General features: G+C 64.8%; 12 protein-coding genes and 1 pseudogene. 10 read left to right on the top strand and 3 right to left on the bottom strand.

The genetic code is table 11. The features are described 5' to 3' along the window. Positions 1-105 precede the first annotated feature (105 nt). The 8 genes from rimP to NU688_RS08175 are packed head-to-tail and all read left to right on the top strand — an operon-like array spanning position 106 to position 10,073. Positions 106-753 carry a ribosome maturation factor RimP gene (gene rimP / locus NU688_RS08210; RefSeq protein WP_257860042.1) on the top strand — a complete coding sequence of 216 codons (648 nt, stop codon included), beginning with the start codon at positions 106-108 and terminating at the stop codon, positions 751-753. 16 nt (positions 754-769) lie between these two features. Next, positions 770-2,263: a transcription termination factor NusA gene (nusA, locus tag NU688_RS08205; protein WP_257860041.1), complete on the top strand. Its 1,494-nt coding sequence runs from the start codon at positions 770-772 to the stop codon at positions 2,261-2,263. A gap of 24 nt (positions 2,264-2,287) precedes the next feature. Then, complete coding sequence (gene infB / locus NU688_RS08200) at positions 2,288-5,239, top strand: translation initiation factor IF-2 (protein WP_257860040.1); 2,952 nt, start codon at positions 2,288-2,290, stop codon at positions 5,237-5,239. 21 nt (positions 5,240-5,260) lie between these two features. After that, positions 5,261-5,941, top strand: coding sequence for a signal peptidase I (gene lepB, locus NU688_RS08195; RefSeq protein ID WP_257860039.1), 681 nt, complete (start codon positions 5,261-5,263; stop codon positions 5,939-5,941). 15 nt (positions 5,942-5,956) lie between these two features. Further along, a complete protein-coding gene (gene rbfA / locus NU688_RS08190; RefSeq protein ID WP_042576812.1) occupies positions 5,957-6,328 on the top strand; it encodes a 30S ribosome-binding factor RbfA in 372 nt (123 codons plus the stop codon). A 2-nt stretch (positions 6,329-6,330) separates the two neighbouring features. After that, positions 6,331-7,299, top strand: a complete 969-nt coding sequence (gene truB / locus NU688_RS08185; protein ID WP_257860038.1) for a tRNA pseudouridine(55) synthase TruB — start codon at positions 6,331-6,333, stop codon at positions 7,297-7,299. Continuing rightward, on the top strand, positions 7,296-9,134 hold the full coding sequence (gene typA / locus NU688_RS08180) for a translational GTPase TypA (protein ID WP_257860037.1): 1,839 nt from the start codon (positions 7,296-7,298) through the stop codon (positions 9,132-9,134). Before truB ends, typA begins: the two co-directional genes overlap by 4 nt. 15 nt (positions 9,135-9,149) lie before the next feature. Next, positions 9,150-10,073, top strand: a complete 924-nt coding sequence (locus NU688_RS08175) for a DMT family transporter (RefSeq protein WP_257860036.1) — start codon at positions 9,150-9,152, stop codon at positions 10,071-10,073. A 37-nt stretch (positions 10,074-10,110) separates the two neighbouring features. Here NU688_RS08175 and NU688_RS08170 read toward each other — a convergent pair whose 3' ends face one another. Then, the gene (locus NU688_RS08170; RefSeq protein WP_374684624.1) at positions 10,111-11,268 is read right to left on the bottom strand and encodes an AraC family transcriptional regulator; all 1,158 of its coding nucleotides are present in this window, start codon (positions 11,266-11,268) and stop codon (positions 10,111-10,113) included. Between the two features lie 59 nt (positions 11,269-11,327). After that, positions 11,328-12,395: an AraC family transcriptional regulator gene (locus NU688_RS08165; RefSeq protein WP_374684638.1), complete on the bottom strand. Its 1,068-nt coding sequence runs from the start codon at positions 12,393-12,395 to the stop codon at positions 11,328-11,330. A 624-nt stretch (positions 12,396-13,019) separates the two neighbouring features. Between NU688_RS08165 and NU688_RS34060 the strand changes: the two are divergent. Beyond that, a pseudogene (locus NU688_RS34060) lies at positions 13,020-17,375 on the top strand (ESPR-type extended signal peptide-containing protein); the annotation flags it as partial. Here the strand turns inward: NU688_RS34060 and NU688_RS34055 are convergent. Next, a complete protein-coding gene (locus NU688_RS34055) occupies positions 17,309-20,305 on the bottom strand; it encodes a hypothetical protein (RefSeq protein WP_374684640.1) in 2,997 nt (998 codons plus the stop codon). The pseudogene NU688_RS34060 and the gene NU688_RS34055 overlap by 67 nt on opposite strands. Between NU688_RS34055 and NU688_RS34050 the strand changes: the two genes are divergently transcribed. Next, on the top strand, positions 20,202-21,320 hold the full coding sequence (locus NU688_RS34050) for a YadA-like family protein (protein WP_374684637.1): 1,119 nt from the start codon (positions 20,202-20,204) through the stop codon (positions 21,318-21,320). The genes NU688_RS34055 and NU688_RS34050 overlap by 104 nt on opposite strands. Positions 21,321-21,332: the final 12 nt, after the last annotated feature.

Here is a 21,332-nt window from a genome sequence, read left to right as displayed (position 1 = left end):
CTTGATCATTCGTTACGTTCGCTGAGATTCGGGCATTCGCCGCATTCGCAGTGGCGGATATCGCGAATTCGGCGAATTGAGTATTTAAAAGGCACTTTCGAACACGTGGCATTGCAGCAAATAGTGGAACAAACCGTAGCCGGTCTTGGCTACGACCTGGTCGAGATCGAGCGCTCGGCCGGGGGATTGCTGCGCGTGACGATTGATTTGCCCTGGACGGCCCCCACCTCTGAAGCTGTGGCTGCAGGCGTGCCGGAGCCCTTCGTGACGGTCGAAGACTGCGAGAAGGTGACGCGGCAACTGCAGTTCGCGCTCGAGGTCGATGGTGTCGAATACAAGCGGCTCGAGGTGTCCTCGCCCGGTATCGACAGGCCGTTGCGCAACGAACAGGATTTCGGGCGTTTCGTGGGTCATGTGATTGACCTCACGCTCAAGGCGCCGATGGGCGCGGCGGCGGCGGGGCAGGTGTCCGCCACCCGCAAGAAATTTCGCGGCACGCTGGAGCGTGCTGAAAAGGCAGAAGGGGCTGACGCAGCCCCGGGCTGGCAAATCGTCTGGAGCGATGCGCCCGAGCCCAAGCCGGGTCAAAAAGTGAGCAAGAAGCGCGCGCCTGCACCGCTGCATGCGCTGGGCTTCGTATTGGACGAGCTGCGCGATGCGCGGCTCGCGCCGATTGTGGATTTCAAGGGCCGCAAGGCCAAAACCCAACCGGGTTTTTCGGACATTGACGACGGAACGAATGTTCCTGACTGACAAGAGGAGTGGTGGCATGAATCGCGAAATGTTGATGTTGGTGGATGCGATCTCGCGCGAGAAGAACGTCGAGCGCGACGTGGTTTTCGGCGCGGTCGAGTCCGCACTGGCGCAAGCCACCAAGAAGCTCCATCAGGGCGACGTGGACATCCGCGTCGCAGTCGATCGCGACAGCGGCGACTACGAAACCTTCCGCCGCTGGCACGTCGTTCCCGATGAAGCCGGCCTGCAGCTGCCCGACCAGGAAATTCTCCTGTTCGAAGCCAAGGAAGAAATGTCGGACATCGAGGTCGGCGAGTACATCGAAGAATCGGTGGACTCGGTGCCGATCGGCCGCATCGGCGCCATGGCCGCCAAGCAGGTCATCCTGCAGAAGATCCGCGACGCTGAGCGCGAGATGCTGCTCAACGACTTCATGTCGCGCGGCGACAAGATCTTCGTGGGCACCGTCAAGCGCCTGGACAAGGGCGACATCATCGTGGAGGCCGGCCGCGTCGAAGGGCGCCTGCGCCGCAGCGAGATGATCGCCAAGGAAAACCTGCGCAACGGCGACCGCGTGCGGGCCATGATCATGGAAGTCGACCTGACGCTGCGCGGCGCGCCGATCATCCTGTCGCGCTCGGCCCCCGAGTTCATGATCGAGTTGTTCCGCCAGGAAGTGCCCGAGATCGAACAGGGCCTGCTCGAAATCAAGAGCTGCGCCCGTGACCCGGGTTCGCGCGCCAAGATCGCCGTGCTCTCGCACGACAAGCGCGTCGATCCGATCGGCACCTGCGTCGGCGTGCGCGGCACCCGCGTCAACGCCGTCACGAACGAGCTCGCCGGCGAACGCGTCGACATCGTGCTGTGGAGCGAAGACCCGGCCCAATTCGTGATCGGTGCCCTGGCACCGGCGAACGTGTCGTCGATCGTGGTGGACGAAGAAAAGCACGCCATGGACGTGGTGGTCGACGAGGAAAACCTCGCCATCGCCATCGGTCGCGGCGGCCAGAACGTGCGCTTGGCTTCCGACCTCACCGGTTGGAAGATCAACATCATGGACGCCAACGAGTCGGCCCAGAAGCAGGCGACCGAAACGGATGCCAGCCGCAAGCTCTTCATGGAAAAGCTCGATGTCGATGAAGAAATCGCCGACATCCTGATCTCCGAAGGTTTCAACAGCCTGGAAGAAGTCGCGTATGTGCCGATTTCCGAAATGCTCGAGATCGAAGCGTTCGACGAAGACACCATCAATGAGCTGCGCTCGCGTGCCAAGGATGCGCTGCTGACCATGGAAATCGCCAAGGAAGAGGGCGTCGAGACCCAGTCGCCGGTATCGCAGGATCTGCGCGACCTCGAAGGCCTGGACCCCGAGCTGATTCCCAAGTTGGCCGAAGCGGGTGTGAACACCCGTGACGACCTCGCCGACCTCGCGGTCGATGAACTCACCGAGATCACCGGCCAAAGCGCCGATGACGCCAAAGCCCTCATCTTGAAAGCCCGCGAACATTGGTTCGCCGGCCAAGAGTGATGGTCATGGAGGCACGAAACCAATATGTCCAGTACCACTGTCGCCGAGTTCGCGAACGAGCTCAAGAAGACTCCCGAAACCTTGCTTGACCAGCTCAAGAGCGCAGGCGTGCCCAAAGCGGCACTCACCGATGCGCTCACCGAGGCTGACAAGCAGCGCCTGCTCGGCTTTCTCAAAGCCAGCCATGGCACCACCGAGCCCGAGCGCAAGAAGATCACGCTGACCAAGAAGTCGACCAGCGAGATCAAGCAGGCCGACGCCACCGGCCGCGCCCGCACCATCCAGGTCGAAGTGCGCAAGAAGCGCACCTTCATCCAGCGCGATGAAGGCCACCCGGCCGAGCCGGCGCAGCAAGCCGCCGAGGCGCCCGCCGCCGCGCCGGCCGAACCCCGCGTCGACGAGGCCGAACTGGCCCGCCGCGAGGAAGAGGCACGCCGCCAGGCCGAGCTGATCCGCCGCCAGGAAGAAGAACTGGTCGAGAAGCGGCGCCTGCGCGAAGAAGCCGAAGCCCGCGAACGCGAGCAGGCCGAAAAGGCCGAGCGCGCCGAGCAGGAGCAGGAAGCCGCACGCATCGCCGCCGAAAAGAAGGCGGCTGCCGAAGCCGCCGCTGCCGCGCCTGCCAAGGAAGCAGCCAAGCCGGTTGCAGCGCCTGCTGCAGCCGCTGCGGCCGCCGCCGAACAGCAAGCCGCCGATACCAAGCTGGCCGCCCAGACCGCCGCCACGCAAGCCAAGGAAGACGCGAAGGCCAAGGCCGCCGCCGAATCGAAGGCCCGTGCCGACGAGGAAGCCGCCCGCGCCAAGGACCTGGACGAGCGTCGCCGCAAGGCCCTCGCCGAGGCCGAAGCCATTCGCGCCATGATGAATGCACCGGCCCGCGTGCTGGTGCCGCACAAGGCGCCCGAGAAGCCGCAGCCCGAAAAGGCCGCGGTCAAGGGCACGCTGCACAAGCCGGCCACGCCCGCAGCGCGTCCCGGCGCGCCGGCCGCACCGGGTGCTGCAGCAGCCCCTGGCGCAGCAGCCGGTGCTGGCAAGGAAGTCAAGTCGGCCAAGCTCTCGTCGAGCTGGGCGGGCGATCCTGCCAAGAAGAAGGAAATCAAGACCCGCGGCGATGCCAGCGGGGGTGTCGGCCGCGGCAACTGGCGCGGAGGCCCGCGCGGCCGTCGCGGCAACGACCGCGGTGGTCACGAGGAGCACGCACCGGCCGCACCGGTCGAGGCGCGCATTCTGGAAGTGCACGTGCCCGAAACCATCACGGTGGCCGAGCTCGCGCACAAGATGGCCGTGAAGGCCGGCGAAGTCATCAAGCAATTGATGAAGCTGGGCCAGATGGCGACCATCAACCAGTCGCTCGACCAGGACACCGCCATGATCCTGGTGGAGGAAATGGGTCACAACGCGGTGGTTGCCGCGCTGGACGATCCGGAAGCCTTCACCGACGAGGACGTGTCGGCGCAAACGGCGGAAGCCCTGCCGCGCGCACCGGTCGTGACCGTCATGGGTCACGTCGACCACGGCAAGACCTCGCTGCTCGACTACATCCGCCGCGCCAAGGTTGCAGCGGGCGAAGCCGGCGGCATCACGCAGCACATTGGTGCGTACCACGTCGAAACCGAACGCGGCATGGTGTCGTTCCTCGACACCCCGGGTCACGAGGCGTTCACCGCCATGCGTGCCCGCGGTGCGCAGGCCACCGACATCGTGATCCTGGTGGTGGCGGCCGACGACGGCGTCATGCCCCAGACCAAGGAAGCCATCAAGCACGCGAAGGCGGCGGGTGTGCCGATCGTGGTTGCGATCAACAAGGTGGACAAGCCCGACGCCAACCTGGACCGCGTGAAGCAGGAACTGGTGGCCGAAGAGGTCGTGCCCGAAGAGTACGGCGGCGACGTGCCGTTCGTGCGGGTGTCGGCCAAGACGGGCGAGGGCATCGACGACCTGCTCGAACAGGTGTTGCTGCAGGCCGAAGTGCTGGAACTCAAGGCGCCGGTGGATGCCGCCGCCAAGGGCCTGGTCATCGAAGCGCAGCTCGACAAGGGCCGTGGCCCGGTTGCGACCGTGCTGATCCAGTCGGGCACGCTGAAGGCGGGCGACGTGGTGCTGGCGGGTTCGACCTATGGCCGCGTGCGCGCCATGCTGGACGAGAACGGCAAGACCATCAAGACCGCGGGTCCGTCGATCCCGGTCGAGATCCAGGGCCTGACCGAAGTGCCGCAGGCCGGCGACGAGTTCATGGTGATGGCCGACGAGCGCCGTGCGCGCGAAATCGCCACCTACCGTGCCGGCAAGTTCCGCAACACGAAGCTGGCGAAGGCCCAGGCCGCGAACCTGCAGAACATGTTCACCGACCTGTCGGCGGGCGAAGTGCAGACGCTGCGGATCATCATCAAGGCCGACGTGCAGGGCTCGCAGGAAGCGCTGGCCCAGTCGCTGCTCAAGCTGGCGACCGAGGAAGTCAAGGTCCAGATGGTGTACGCCGGCGTCGGCGGCATCAGCGAAAGCGACATCAACCTCGCCATCGCCTCGAAGGCCATCGTGATCGGCTTCAACGTGCGTGCCGATGCCGGTGCGCGCAAGCTGGCCGAGAACAACGGCGTGCAACTGAACTACTACAGCATCATTTACGACGCCGTGGACGAGATCAAGGTTGCGATGTCGGGCATGCTGGCACCGGAGCGCCGCGAAGAAATCATCGGCTCGGCCGAGATCCGCACGGTCTTCGTTGCCTCCAAGATCGGTACGGTCGCAGGTTCGTACATCACCTCGGGCTCGGTCAACCGCAGTGCGCATTTCCGCCTGCTGCGCGACAACGTGGTGATCTACACCGGCGAAGTCGACTCGATCAAGCGCATGAAGGACGATGTCCGCGAAGTCCGCGAAGGCTTCGAGTGCGGTATCAAGCTCAAGAACTACAACGACATCAAAGAAGGCGATCAGCTCGAGTTCTTCGAGATCAAGGAGATCGCTCGTACGCTGTAAGGCGCACGAGAGGCATCGATCATGTCGCGACTCACCCAACTATGGCGCCAGCAGAAGGGCCTCGTGCTCTTCATCGGCCTCATGCTCGTGTTCCGTTCGGCTGCGGCCGACTGGAACTACGTGCCGTCGTCTTCGATGAATCCCACGCTGTGGGCCGGGGATCGCGTGGTGGTCAACAAGCTGGCCTACAGCCTTCGGGTTCCGTTCACGCTGCACCAGATGGTGCGCTGGAGCGAGCCCGCGCGTGGCGATGTCATCACCTTCGATTCGCCGGCGGACGGGGTGAACCTGATCAAGCGGGTGGTCGCGGTCGGTGGCGACACGGTGTCGATGTGGGACAACGTTCTCAGCGTCAATGGCACGCCGGTGAAGCGTGCCCTGGTCGAAGAGTCCCGGCCCGTGCCCACTGAGATGGGCGTGCTGCACGAAGAGATCTGGCGCGAGCATCGCGACAGCGGCGACATCGAGGTCGCGCGGCTGCCAGCCTTCAATCGCTCCACGAGCTTCGCGCCGGTGACCGTGCCCAAGGGCTTCGTCATGGTGATGGGCGACAACCGCGACAACAGCAACGACTCGCGCTTCATCGGCTTCATCGACGAGAACCGCATCACCGGAAAGGCCGAACGCGTCGTCATGTCGCACGACCCTTCCACCCTTTATTTGCCGCGCAGCGATCGCTGGTGGTTGCCACTGCATCTCTGACAAGCGATTTCCACTGTGCCCAAAAGAAAAGCCGCCGCCCCCAACCGTGCGTTCAAGGTTGCCGATCAGATCCAGCGCGATCTGACGGAGCTGATCGCGCGCGAGTTGAAGGACCCGCGCGTGGGCATGGTCACGATCCAGGCGGTCGAAGTCACGCCCGACTATGCGCACGCGAAGATCTACTTCAGCATGCTCACGGGCGACGTTGACGAAACGACCGCAGCGCTCAACCAGGCCGCAGGGTTCCTGCGCAACGGCCTGTTCAAGCGCCTCCACATCCACACCGTGCCGACGCTGCACTTCCTGTTCGACCGCACCACCGAGCGTGCGGCCGACATGAACGCGCTCATCGCGCAGGCCGTCGCTTCCCGCTCGAAAGACGAATAGCGATGAATGCGCCACGCACAAGGGTGCAGCGGCGCCCTGTGCATGGGGTGTTGTTGCTCGATAAACCGCTGGGACTCTCCAGCAACCAGGCCTTGCAGAAGGCCAAGTGGTTGCTGCGCGCCGAAAAAGCGGGCCATACCGGCACGCTCGATCCGCTGGCCACCGGCGTGCTGCCGCTGTGCTTTGGCGCAGCCACCAAGTTCAGCCAATTGCACCTGGACGCAGACAAGACCTACGAGGCCACGGCGCGCCTTGGCATCAAGACCTCGACCGGCGATGCCGAAGGCGAGGTGATTGCCGAGCGCCCGGTGCACGTCACCGCCGAAGACCTGGCCCGTGCCGAGGCGCAGTTCACCGGCCCGATCCGCCAGGTTCCGCCGATGCACAGCGCCCTCAAGAAGGATGGCAAGGCGCTCTACGAATACGCTCGCGAAGGCATCGAGATCGAACGCGCACCGCGCGACGTGGTGATCCACGCATTGAAGGTCACGCAGGCGGCCTCCGAATCGGCTGGGAACACGATCCGCATCGTGGCCTCCGTGAGCAAGGGCACCTACATCCGCACGCTGGGCGAAGACATCGGCGAGGCGCTGGGCTGCGGCGCGCACCTCACGTCGCTGCGCCGCACAGCCACTGGTGGTTTCGGCGTGGCGCAGTGCATCACGCTCGAGGCGCTAGAAGCCATGGACGAGGAAGAGCGGCTGGCCCGGTTGTTGCCTGCCGAATCCCTGGTCGAGGGCCACACGATCGTCACGCTCGGCAGCGAAGATGCGGGGCGCTTTCTGTCCGGCCTGCGTCGCCGTGGAACCTGGCCTGATTCCGACCACGTGGCGGTGTTCGGCGACACGCCGCCCGCTTTCTTGGGCACGGCGCACATCGCCGCCAACGAACTGATCCCGGGGCGCTTGCTGAACCCCATCGAAATTCAGCAAATTCTTTTGAACGCACAACAGACAGAAGCGACACCATGAGTACCAAGCAAATCCGCAATATCGCCATCATTGCCCACGTGGACCATGGCAAGACCACCATGGTCGACCAGCTGCTGCGCCAGTCGGGCACCTTCGCCGAGCACGAGAAGGTCGTCGACACGGTGATGGACAACAACGCCATCGAAAAGGAACGTGGCATCACGATCCTGGCCAAGAACTGCGCCGTGACCTGGGAAGGCACGCACATCAACATCGTCGACACCCCGGGCCACGCGGACTTCGGCGGTGAAGTGGAGCGCGCACTGTCGATGGTCGACGGCGTGGTGCTGCTGATCGATGCGCAGGAAGGCCCGATGCCGCAGACGCGCTTCGTGACCAAGAAGGCGCTGGCCCTGGGCCTGAAGCCCATCCTGGTCGTGAACAAGGTCGACAAGCCCGGTGCGAACCCCGACAAGGTGGTCAACGCCGCCTTCGACCTGTTCGACAAGCTCGGCGCGACCGACGAACAGCTCGACTTCCCCGTGGTGTATGCCTCGGGCATCAACGGCTGGTCGTCGCTCGAAGAAGGCGCTGCCGGCGAGCAGTGGGGTCCCGACATGTCGGCTCTCTTCAACACCATCCTGAAGCACGTGCCGGCACAGAAGGGCGACCCTGAAGCGCCGCTGCAGCTGCAGATTTCCGCGCTCGACTTCTCGACCTTCGTCGGCCGCATCGGCGTGGGCCGCATCAGCCAGGGCACGCTGCGTCCGATGATGGACGTGGTGGTCATGGAAGGTCCGGACGGCAAGGCCGTCAAGGGCCGCGTCAACCAGGTGCTGACTTTCCAGGGCCTGGAACGCGTGCAGGCCACCGAAGCCGGCCCCGGCGAAATCGTGCTGATCAACGGCGTGGCCGACATCGGCATCGGCGTCACCATCACCGACCCGGCCAACCCGGCACCGCTGCCCATGCTCAAGGTCGACGAACCGACCCTGACCATGAACTTCTGCGTCAACACCAGCCCGCTGGCTGGCCGCGAAGGCAAGTACATCACCAGCCGCCAGATCTGGGACCGCCTGCAAAAGGAGCTGCAACACAACGTGGCCCTGCGCGTGAAGGAAACCGACGAAGAAGGCATCTTCGAAGTCATGGGCCGCGGCGAACTGCACCTGACCATCCTCTTGGAAAACATGCGCCGCGAAGGCTATGAACTGGCCGTCTCGAAGCCGCGCGTGGTGTTCCGCACCGTCAACGGCGAGAAGCACGAGCCGATCGAACTGGTGACGGCCGACATCGAAGACCAGCACCAGGGCGGCGTGATGCAGGCCCTGGGCGAACGCAAGGGCGAGCTGGTCAACATGGAACCGGACGGCCGCGGGCGCGTGCGCCTGGAGTACCGCATTCCGGCGCGTGGCCTGATCGGCTTCACGAACGAATTCCTGAACCTGACGCGCGGCTCGGGCCTCATCAGCAACATCTTCGACAGCTACGAGCCGCACAAGGGCGAAATCGGCAGCCGCAAGAACGGCGTGCTGATCTCGATGGACGACGGTGAAATCTTCACCTACGCCCTGGGCAAGCTGGACGATCGCGGCCGCATGTTCGTCAAGGCGAACGACCCGGTGTACGAAGGCATGATCGTCGGCATCCACAGCCGCGACAACGACCTGGTGGTGAACGCCACGCGCACCAAGCAGCTCACCAACTTCCGCGTCTCGGGCAAGGAAGACGCGATCAAGGTCACGCCGCCGATCGACCTCACGCTCGAATACGGCGTGGAGTTCATCGAGGACGACGAGCTGGTCGAAATCACGCCCAAGAGCGTGCGCCTTCGCAAGCGCCACCTCAAGGAACACGAGCGCAAGCGCGCCGGCCGCGACACCCAAGCCGCCTGACCCTCTGAGGGCTCCATGCGCCTGACGCACGGCGGGGCTGTGTGGCTGATGGTCGTCGTGACCCTGATGTGGGGCACGGCGGGCGTCGTCACACGGCACCTTGCACAGGCGCACAGTTTCGAGATCACCTTCTGGCGCAGCCTCTTCACGACGCTGGCGCTGCTGGTGATCTTGCCGCTTTGGCGGGGGCGCGCCGTGTTCTCGCAGTTGCGCAGCGGCGGGCGCGAACTCTGGATCTCGGGCGTCTGCTGGGCCGTGATGTTCACGGCCTTCATGGTGGCGCTCACGATGGCCTCGACGGCGAGCGTGCTGGTCACGATGGCGCTCGGGCCGCTGCTCACCGCGCTTGCTGCGCGCCTCTTCATCGGTCACCGTCTGCCCGCGCGCACCTGGGTGGCCATCGTGGTGGCCGGGCTGGGCATCGGCTGGATGTACGGCACGCAGCTGATGCAGGGCGGGGCGGGCGGCGGTTCGCTGCTCGGCACCCTGGTTGCGCTGTGCGTGCCGCTGGCCGGCGCCACCAACTGGACCGTGGTCCAGCACGCGCACGCCAAGGGGCATGACATCGACCTGGTGCCCGCGGTGCTGATCGGCGCCGTGCTCACCGCCTTGTTCACCTTGCCCTTTGCCTTGCCGTTCCAGGCGAGCGCGCACGACCTCGGCCTGCTGGCCTTCCTGGGCGTGTTCCAGCTGGCCATTCCCTGCGTGCTGTCGGTGCTGTGCGCGCAAGTGCTGAAGGCGCCCGAAGTGGCTTTGCTGGCGCTGCTCGAGGTGATCTTCGGCATCGCGCTGGCCTGGCTCGGCGCGGGCGAGGAGCCGGCTGCGAGCGTGCTGACCGGCGGAGCGCTCGTCATCGGCGCGCTGGTGTTCAACGAACTGCTGGCGCTGCGCGGGCGCCGTGCCACGCTGGCCGACAACGCGCTGCCGGGCGCGCACTGAACAGAGAGGGCGCGATCAGCGCTCCCCCATATCTCCGCTAACTCGTGACGAGGGCGCTCCTGGCGTCATCCGTCCGCGCTTCGGCGCCACCGGAAAGCGCGGAACGATTCAGTCGAAACTCGCGCGGCGATTGCCCCGTCCATCGCCTGAAGGCGTGGCGAAAACTCACCGGGTCGCTGAAGCCGAGATTGCCGGCGATGTCTTCCGTGCTCAACAAGGTTGTCGAGAGGTAGTCGATGGCCAGGGCCTTGCGAACGCTCGCCAGCAGCTCGCTGTACGTGGTGCCGTCCGCTTCGAGCTTGCGGCGCAGGGTGCGCGAGGTCAGCCCCAGGTTTTCCGCGATCGCATCGATGTCCGGAAAGCGGCCTGGCGTACGCGTGAGTTCCTGGTAGACACGCTGCGTGATGTTCGCCTGAAACCGGAGCTCGTCCATCAGCTTCGCGCATTCGGCCGATACCTGGGCAGCCGCCACCGGGTTCGCCATTCGTGGCGTCTTCGACAGCCAGGCCGCCGGGTAGCTCAAAGCGTGCCGAGATTGATCGTACGCAACGGGGCATTCCAGCAAATGGACCGTGTGGGCGGCATGCGCAGGCTCCGCATACGCAAAAGATGCCCGCACCGGCGTGAACCACGGTCCCATCACGTCCTTGAGGAGCGTGATATGGACTGCAAACTGCAACTCGATGAGAAACCGGTAGAGCGCATCGTCCAGTTCTGGCAGCTTGAGCAAACCCGGCTCAGGAAATATCCACGATGCGAGGTCGCCCTCGTGAACCCATCGGATCGGGATCATGCCGTTCGCGAGTCGGTGATACCGCATGCCCATATCGGCAACATGACGGCCCGTTTCCGAACAGAGCAGCGCATAGCCGAACATGCCGTACGACGTCGCGTGCAGCTTCGACCCCACGCGCAGGCCCAGGTCCGTGCCCGGATAAGCGCGCACCGCGTTGCGCGCCGCGGTCAGGAACTGCAGGGGCGAGGTGAGCGTGAACGGGTTTCTTACCGCTTCAGCGTCGAGCCCGGTCTCCGCGAGAACGCTGGCCGGATCGAGGCCGATTTCCAGGGCGGTGTCCAGCAGCACCGCGAGCTTCGAGGGCGCGAAGCGCTTGGCGGTCAATGTCAGGGTCGACGGCTCGCTCCAGCGCTCTGCGAGCAGTCCGTGGGACGGACCCGGGGGAAGTGAAGTGTTCAATGGATCACCCATGGGCGGCCTTGGTTGTAGTGCGTGAGCAGATGCAGGGCCGGGCGAGCTCAATCGGGCTGGCGACGCTGTCGGAACTCGCGCGGAGAGTTCCCCGTCCACCGCCTGAAGGCGTGGCGAAAACTCACCGGATCGCTGAAGCCGAGATGGCCTGCAATGTCTTCCGTGCTCAACAAGGTTGTAGAGAGGTAGTCGATGGCCAGGGCCTTGCGTACGCTGGCCAGCAACTCGCTGTACGAGGTTCCTTCGGCTTCGAGCTTGCGGCGCAGGGTTCGCGTGGTCACCCTCAAGGTCGCCGCGATGGCATCGATGTCCGGAAAACGGCCCGGCGTGCAGGTGAGTTCCCGGTAGACCTGTTGCGTGACCCCCGCCTGCCAGCGGAGCTCGTCCAGCAGCTTCGCGCACTCGACCGACATCTGGGCCGCCATCGTCGGGCTCGCCATCTGCGGCGCTTTCGACAGCCATATCGCCGGATAGCTCAACGCGTGCCGTGGCTGATCGAACGCAACGGGACACCCCAGCGTGCGTTCCCAGAGCGTGGCATCCGGTGGCTCGGGAAACGCGAGCGACGTCCGCACCGGCGCGCACCACGGCCCCATCGCGTCCTTCACGACAGAGGCGTGGACTGCAACCTGCATCTCGATGAGGAACCGGTAGAGCGCGTCGTCCAGGTTCGGCAGCCTGACGGAATCCGGACCCGCAAAAGTCCACGACGCCAGGTCGCCCTCGCGCGTCCAGCGGACCGAGGTCATGCCGTTCGCGAGACGGTGGTATCTCACGATCAGATCGAAGGTGTGGCTGAGCGTCTCGGCGCAAAGCAGCGCGTAGCCGAGCATGCCGTACGACGTCGCGTGCAACCGGGATCCCACGCGCAGGCCGAGGTCCGAGCCCGGGTACGCGCGCACGGCATTGCGAGCGGCCGTCAAGAATTGCAGGGGCGAGGTGAGCGTGAACGGGTTGCCTGTTGCCGCGACATCGAGCTCGGTCCCCGCGAGAACGGCGGCCGGATCGAGGCCCGCCTCCAGCGCGACATCGAGCAGCACCGCGAGCTTCGAAGGCGTGAAGCGCTTTGCAGTCAAGGTCAGGGTCGACGGCTCGCTCCAGCGGTCTGCGAGCAGTCCGTGGGAAGGCGCCGAGGGAAGCAACGTTTGCAATTAATTACCAAATGTCCGAATTGATATCGAAGTGTCAACGCTGATGCGCTTCATAGGTTCGGGAATTCCCTGAGAGAAAAAAACCGATCGACGAAACTGTGTCATTTTTCATGGTGGCCAATTAACCGTCTTTCGTTTTTATTAACGTCCGTTAACTTTGGTTTTGGAGATTCCAATCGCGCCCGAAAAATGGCCTTTTGAGCGAGTGAATTGGTATTTTTATGCGGAACCCGTCTGCCATCGGGCTCGGATTTGATCCACCGGCTTCACGCATTCCTCCCCTACATCAGGCGTTCGTCGTTGGACTCGCGATGTGTGGAGGCCCTTGGCAGCCATGCCGCCTGGCAGCGCAAACCGCATCGCCGCTGGTCGAAAAGGAGCAGCGGCGCAAATGTGCGTTTTTTCATACCTTTGCTAACTATTGAACCCCAGTGTCCTGATTCATACCGTTTGTGGTCACCGCGATCATTTTCGGGAGCGGATTCAGAACCGACAGTCGAGACTCCCTATTTCTCTCGATCAATCCACTTGGCCCCAATGACCGCCTGACAGTCATTGGGCGGCTGTTCGTGGAAGCACGGTTTATCCATGAACAAGTCTCACAAAAGTATTTGGAACGAAGCTCTGGGCGCCTGGGTGGCGGTGAGCGAGCTCGAAAAGAGCAAGGGCAAGGCGAGCAAGCGCGGGCGCACCGGGGGTGTTCTGCGATTGACCTTGCTGTCGGCCTCGATTGCGTTTGGCTGGGGCGGGTCGGCGGCGAATGCGCAGTCGCTGAGTTGCATCAGTGCGACCAACGCGATCGATTGCCGGAATGCCTCCCAAGCGGGGCTCATGTTCACCGCGAACAGCGACTCCAACGCAAAAAACGAGGATCTGGTTCTGCGCGGCGGTGGTGACAACAAGCAGGCGATCCGCAACTTTCTTGTCGGCAACGCCGATATCGCCGACCAAGCGAACGTCACCTTGGGCGACTCAGGATTCAAGAGCTCCATCACGACGGTCTTTGCCAATCGCTTTCAGGTAGGCGACAGCACGACCAGTGCTTCCGGCGTCAACAGTGCGGCAATCGGTATCGGTGCCAGGGCCATCGCCCAGGACACCGTTGCCATCGGGACCCGCGCGAATGCGTTGTCGAGTAACACGATTGCCATTGGCCCCAACGCCCAGGCCATCTCCTCCGGTGACGTGGCTTTGGGCGCGAATACGACGGCCACGGGTGGAGGCGGCGCGGCACCTTCCACGGCTCTCGGCAGCGGTGCCAATGCCTTGGGCACTGGCTCCACGGCGGTCGGGTCTATTGCGACTGCCAGGGGCAAGAACTCTGCCGCTTTCGGCAACAACGCGCAGACCGGAGTGAATGCAGAGAATGGCCTGGCGCTTGGAACCAATGCGCAGTCGGTGGGAGATCGCAGCGCTGCCATCGGTTCGGGGGCTCAAGCCGTAGGTGCCTTTTCCGTTGCCCTTGGCCGGACGGCGAACTCGTTCGCGGACGGATCTACCGCGATCGGCTCCAATTCCGCGAATGGGGCTTCGACCTTCGCAAACGATTCGATCGCCATCGGAGGACAGTCCATCGTCGTTGCGGGGGCAACCTCCGGCATCGCCGTCGGTCGCGGCGCGACGGTCAACGGCGCCTTTGGCATCGCCCAGGGCGATGGCGTGGTCAGCGGCGCAACGGGCCAGAACGTGGCCATCGGCTCAGGTGGCACGACGGCCAATTCCCGCACCTCGGCGGGCGGCGCGGTGGCCATCGGGCGAGGGCAGAACGCTGTCGGCAATGGCGCGGTAGCCATCGGCGACCCGAACACCGCCAATGGCGACGGCGCCGTAGCGGTGGGCAACAACAACACGGCCGCGGGCAATCTGGCCAACACGGCCGCTGCGAACGGCGCGGTGGCGATCGGCAACGCGAACAACGCCATCGGCCAGGGCTCGCTGGCGTTGGGCAATGCGTCCAGTGCGCTGGCCGCGGGCGCGGTGGCCTTGGGCGACACCGCGAATGCATCCACCGCCAACTCGATCGCAATCGGCGGGAAGGCGTCCGTTGCCGCCAATGCGGCCAACGGCATCGCCATCGGTGGCAACTCGTCCGTCAGTGGTGCCAACACGGTTGCGATCGGTGCCGGCGCCCGGGCGAACGGCGGCGGGGCGACGGCGTTCGGCAACAACGCCAATGCGGCCTTCGGCAATGACATGGCTTTCGGCACCAATGCAGTTGCCATTGGCGACCCAAGCGGCAAGGCCCCTTCGACGGCCTTCGGCAACGGTGCGAATGCCCTGGGCGGCAGTTCGACGGCGTTCGGAACCATCGCGACCGCCAGGGGCAAGACCTCCGCCGCGTTCGGCTATGCAGCGGAGACCGGAAAGGATGCGGAGCAGGCCCTGGCGATTGGCGCCAATGCCTTCGCCACCGGAGGCTTCAGCGCTGCCATCGGTTCGAAGGCCAACGCCAATGGCGCCAATTCCGTAGCGCTCGGTCGGTTGGCGAATTCGTTCGCAGACGGATCTACCGCGATCGGCGCCAACTCCGTTGCAGGAGCCTCGGCCTTTGCGACCGACTCGATCGCCATCGGCGGACAGTCGTCGGTGGCCGCAACGGCCTCCTCGGGCATCGCGGTCGGACGCGGCGCGACCGTCAACAGCATCTTCGGCCTCGCCATCGGTGATGGGGCGAATGCCTCCGGCAGCGGCAGCGGCATCATCGCCATCGGCAACGGGGCGAAGGCGAGCGTTGGAACCAGTACGGCGATTGGTGTCAACGCCAATGCGGCCAACACCGACGCGACGGCACTCGGCAACGGCGCGTTGGCATCGGGCACACAGGACACAGCGATTGGCGTCACCGCCAGAGCCACTGGCGGTTCGAGCTCCGCGTTCGGCAATGCTGCCAACGCCAGCGGCGGCAATTCGCTGGCACTGGGTGTCGGCAACGTCGCGTCGAATTTCGCCGCGGTGGCGGTGGGCAACCAGAGCAAGGCATCGGGCTTGCGCAGCGTCGCACTGGGCGACCAGGCCAACGCCAGCAATACCAGCGCGATCGCCTTGGGCACCAACGCCAATGCCACCCAGTCGGGTGCCATCGCGATGGGGCAGGGAGCTCAAGGCACGGGCGTGAACGCCGTCGCCCTGGGCGCCGGAGCGCTGGTGCGGACCGACAACTCGGTGGCGCTGGGTTCGGGCTCGACCACCGCTGCGACTTCGCCGACCGGCACCGGTTTCATGACGGGCACGGCAGCTCCGGCGTCGGAAGTTTCGGTGGGGGCGTCCGGCGCCACGCCGACGCGACGCATCACCAACCTGGCCGATGGCGCGGCACAGCAGGACGCGGTGACCGTGGCGCAGCTGAGCACCAGCAACACGAGTCTCTCGACCAGCATCACGAGCCTGTCGACCTCGACGTCGAGCGGCCTGAGCACTGCCACGAGCAGCATTGGCAGCCTTTCGACTTCGACGTCGTCGGGTTTGAGCACGGCAACCAGCCGCATTTCGAGCTTGTCGACTTCGACATCGAGTGGTCTGAGTACGGCGACGAGCAGCATTGGCAGTTTGTCGACGTCTACCTCGAGCGGCATCAGCAGCCTGTCGACCTCCACGTCGAGCGGCCTGAGCACCGCGACCAGCAGCATTTCCAGTCTGTCCACCGGCCTGAGCACCGCGACGAGCGGTTTCTCCAGCTTGTCCACGGGTTTGAGCACGACGAACAGCAGCCTTGGCAGCCTGTCGACGTCAACCTCGAGCGGTCTGAGCACCGCAACGAGCGGCATCGGCAGTCTGTCCACTTCGACATCGTCGGGTCTGAGCACCGCCACCAGCGGTATTGCCAGCCTCTCGACGTCCACGTCCAGCGGCTTGAGCACGGCGACCAGCAGCATCTCGAGCCTGTCGACGTCGACCTCGAGCGGCCTGAGCACGGCAGCGAGCAGCATCGGAAGCCTGTCGACCTCCACGTCCAGTGGCATTGCCAGCCTGTCGACGTCCACGTCGTCGGGTCTGAGCACGGCAACCAGCGGTATCTCGAGCCTGTCCACCTCGACATCGAGCGGCCTGAGTACTGCGAGGAGCAGCATCGGCAGCCTGTCGACCTCCACGTCGTCGGGTCTGAGCACCGCGACCAGTGGCATCTCGAGCCTGTCCACCTCGACATCGAGCGGCCTGAGCACGGCAACGAGCAGCATCGGCAGTCTGTCGACTTCCACATCCAGCGGCATCTCGAGTCTGTCCACCTCGACCTCGAGTGGCCTGAGCACGGCCACGAGCAGCATTGGCAGCCTGTCGACTTCCACGTCCAGCGGCATCGCCAGCCTGTCTACCTCCACGTCGTCGGGTCTGAGCACCGCGACCAGCGGCATCTCGAGCCTGTCCACCTCGACATCGAGCGGCCTGAGCACGGCGACGAGCAGCATCGGAAGCCTGTCGACCTCCACGTCCAGTGGCATTGCCAGCCTGTCTACTTCCACGTCGTCGGGGCTGAGCACCGCGACCAGCGGCATCTCGAGCCTGTCCACCGGCCTGAGTTCGACGAACAGCAGCGTAGGCAGCCTGTCGACCGGCCTGAGTACTTCGTTCAGCGGCATCGGCAGTCTGTCCACGGGCCTGAGCACGACGAACAGCAACCTGGGCACGCTGAACTCGTCGGTCAGCTCCATCTACAACACGGGCACCAAGTACTTCCACGCCAACAGCACGGGCGCGGACAGCCGGGCCGTCGGCGTGAACAGCGTGGCGATCGGGCAGGGCGCGAATGCGATCGGCGACAACAGCGTGGCGTTGGGGGCGAACTCGGTCGCCGACAGGCCCGCGGCGGCGCAGACCAACTACGACGCCATCGGGCTGACCAGCAAGCAAAGTTCGTCGGGCGAACTGAACATCGGCGATCGTCAGATCACGGGCGTCAGCGCCGGTAGCGAACCCACCGACGCGGTCAATGTCTCGCAACTGAAGGGTGTTTCGGATTCGCTGTCGACGGGGTTGAGCACGACGAACAGCAATGTGAGCAGTTTGTCGACTTCGACGTCGTCCGGTCTGAGCACGGCGACGAGCAGCATCGGCAGCTTGTCGACTTCGACGTCCTCCGGTCTGAGCACTGCGACGAGCAGCATCAGCAGCCTGTCGACTTCGACGTCGTCTGGCTTGAGCACTGCTACCAGCAGCATCGGCAGCCTGTCGACTTCGACTTCGAGCGGTCTGAGCACTGCGACCAGCAGCATCAGCAGCCTGTCGACCTCGACGTCGTCTGGTCTGAGTACTGCGACCAGCAGCATCGGCAGCCTGTCGACTTCGACGTCGTCTGGTCTGAGCACCGCTACCAGCAGCATCGGCAGCCTGTCGACCTCCACGTCGAGCGGTCTGAGCACTGCTACCAGCAGCATCAGCAGCCTGTCAACCTCGACGTCCTCTGGACTGAGCACCGCTACCAGCAGCATCAGCAGCTTGTCGACTTCGACGTCGTCCGGCCTGAGCACCGCGACCAGCAGCATTGGCAGCCTGTCGACTTCGACCTCGTCCGGCCTGAGCACTGCGACGAGCAGCATCAGTAGCCTCTCGACCTCCACGTCGAGCGGTCTGAGCACGGCCACGAGCAGCATCGGCAGCCTGTCGACTTCGACCTCGTCCGGCCTGAGCACTGCGACGAGCAGCATCAGCAGCCTCTCGACCTCCACGTCGAGCGGCCTGAGCACTGCGACGAGCAGCATCAGCAGCCTCTCGACCTCCACGTCGAGCGGTCTGAGCACGGCCACGAGCAGCATCGGCAGCTTGTCGACTTCGACATCGTCTGGCCTGAGCACTGCGACGAGCAGCATCAGCAGCTTGTCGACTTCGACATCGTCTGGCTTGAGCACTGCGACGAGCAGCATCAGTAGCCTCTCGACCTCCGCGTCGAGCGGTCTGAGCACGGCCACGAGCAGCATCGGCAGCCTGTCGACTTCGACCTCGTCCGGCCTGAGCACTGCGACGAGCAGCATCAGCAGCCTCTCGACCTCCACGTCGAGCGGTCTGAGCACGGCCACGAGCAGCATCGGCAGCTTGTCGACTTCGACGTCCTCCGGTCTGAGCACGGCGACCAGCAGCATCAGCAGCCTATCGACCTCGACGTCGTCGGGCTTGAGTACTGCCACCAGCAGTATCGGCAGCCTGTCGACCTCGACGTCGTCGGGTCTGAGCACTGCGACCAGCAGCATCGGTAGCTTGTCGACCTCGACTTCCAGTGGTTTGAGCACTGCGACCAGCAGCATCAGCAGCCTGTCGACCTCGACGTCCTCTGGTCTGAGCACCGCTACCAGCAGCATCAGTAGCCTGTCGACCTCCACGTCGTCCGGCCTGAGCACGGCGACCAGCAGCATCAGCAGCTTGTCGACTTCGACTTCGTCCGGCTTGAGCACGGCGACCAGCAGCATTAGCAGCTTGTCGACCTCGACTTCGTCCGGCCTGAGTACCGCGACGAGCAGCATCGGCAGCCTGTCGACATCGACGTCGTCTGGTCTGAGCACAGCCACGAGCAGCATCAGCAGCCTGTCCACTTCGACGTCGTCCGGCCTGAGCACCGCGACCAGCAGCATCGGCAGCTTGTCGACATCGACGTCGTCCGGGTTGAGCACAGCGACGAGCAGCATCGGCAGCCTGTCGACATCGACGTCGTCTGGTCTGAGCACCGCTACCAGCAGCATCAGCAGCCTGTCGACTTCGACGTCCTCCGGCCTGAGCACGGCGACCAGCAGCATCAGCAGCCTGTCAACATCGACGTCGTCTGGTTTGAGCACTGCGACCAGCAGCATCAGCAGCCTGTCGACTTCGACTTCCTCTGGTCTGAGCACTGCTACCAGCAGCATCGGCAGTCTGTCGACTTCGACGTCGTCCGGTCTGAGCACTGCTACCAGCAGTATCAGCAGCCTGTCGACTTCGACCTCCTCTGGTCTGAGCACTGCTACCAGCAGCATCAGCAGCCTGTCGACCTCGACGTCCTCTGGTCTGAGCACCGCTACCAGCAGCATCAGCAGCCTGTCGACCTCGACGTCGTCTGGTCTGAGCACTGCTACCAGCAGCATCAGCAGCCTGTCGACTTCGACCTCCTCCGGTCTGAGCACTGCTACCAGCAGCATCAGCAGCTTGTCGACTTCGACGTCCTCTGGTCTGAGCACCGCCACGAGCAGCATCGACAGCCTGTCGACCTCCACGTCGTCCGGTCTGAGCACTGCCACCAGCAGCATCGATAGCCTGTCGACTTCCACGTCGTCTGGCCTGAGTACTGCAACCAGCGGCATCTCGAGTCTGTCTACAGGCCTGAGCACGACCAACAGCACCGTGGGCAGCCTGTCCACTTCGTTCTCGAGTGGTCTGAGCACGGTGACCAGCGGCATCTCGAGCTTGTCCACCGGCTTGAGCACGACCAACAGCACCGTGAGCAGTCTGTCGACCTCGACCTCGAGTGGTCTGAGTACCGCCACAAGCAGCATCAGCAGCCTGTCGACGTCGACCTCGAGTGGGCTGAGCACGGCGACGAGCAGCATCAACAGCCTCTCGACTTCCACGTCGTCCGGCCTGAGCACCGCCACCAGCAGCATCGACAGCCTCTCGACCTCCACGTCGTCTGGTCTCAGCACTGCCACCAGCAGCATCAGCAGCCTCTCGACCGGCCTGAGCACGACGAACAGCAACGTCAACAGCCTGTCGACGTCGACCTCGTCGGGCCTGAGCACGGCCACCAGCGGCATCTCGAGCCTGTCGACGGGCCTGAGCACGACCAACAGCAACCTCAACAGCCTGTCCACCAGCGTGGTCACGGCAGGCAGCGGCCTTGCGAGCCTGTCGACCTCGACTTCGACGGGCCTGGCCACCGCGACCAGCAGCATCAGCAGCCTGAGCACGACGGTCAACACGATCAACGACAAGGGCACCAAGTACTTCCATGCCAACTCGACGGCGGCGGACTCGGTGGCCAGCGGCCAGGAAGCCGTGGCGATCGGGCCGCAGTCGGTGGCCAGCGGCGCCAGTTCCTTCGCCGCCGGCAACGGCGCGAGGGCGACGGCCGACGGCGCCGTGGCGGTGGGCTTCGGCGCCCAGGCGACCGGTGTCAACGCCATTGCCATCGGCACCGGCGCATTGGCCACGGGCTCGCAGGCCATCGGTGCCAACTCCCGCGCAGGCGGCGGTGGCGTGGCCCTGGGCGACGGGGCCGACGCCGGCGGCACGGTGCTGAGCCAGGCGCAGACCGTCTCCAAGGGCACGGCCATCGGCTTCGGCGCGATCGTGCAGCAAAGCGGCGGCGTCGCGCTCGGCTCCGGCGCGGTCGCCGACCGCGCAGGCATGAACGGCCAGACCGAAGCCATCTCGGGCGTGGCGGTCAGCTCGACCGCGGGGGCGGTGTCCGTGGGCAGCGTCGGCAACGAGCGGCAGATCACGAACGTGGCCGGCGGCACCAAGCCCACCGACGCGGTCAACCTGCGGCAGCTGGAAACCGTGCAGGCGGGCGGCGTGCGCTACGACGTCAACCCCGACGGCTCGGTCAACTACAACCAGATGACGCTGGGCAACGGTCAGGCGCCCAACGGCACGCGCATCTCCAATGTCGCGCCCGGCATCCTTCCGACCGATGCCGCCAACGTGGGCCAGTTGAACGCCATGCAGTACCAGCTGCAGGGCCAGATCGCCAGCACGCAGCGCATCGCGTACTCGGGCGTGGCGATGGCTACCGCCATGAGCACGCTGCCGCAGGCCATGACGCCGGGCAAGAGCCTGATGTCGGTGGGCGTGGGCAACTACTCGGGCTACAGCGCATTGGCCATCGGCTACTCGTCGCGCTCGAACGACGGCAAGTGGGTCTACAAGATCAACGGCAGCTACAGCGGGCAGAAATTCAACATCGGCGTGGGTGTCGGGTACGAGTTCGATTGAAGAACAAGAAAA

This window comes from Variovorax sp. ZS18.2.2 (assembly GCF_024701975.1).
Taxonomy (GTDB): domain Bacteria; phylum Pseudomonadota; class Gammaproteobacteria; order Burkholderiales; family Burkholderiaceae_C; genus Variovorax.
Note: the sequence above shows the minus strand (reverse complement) of the source record. Positions and strands in the feature narration are given on the sequence as shown.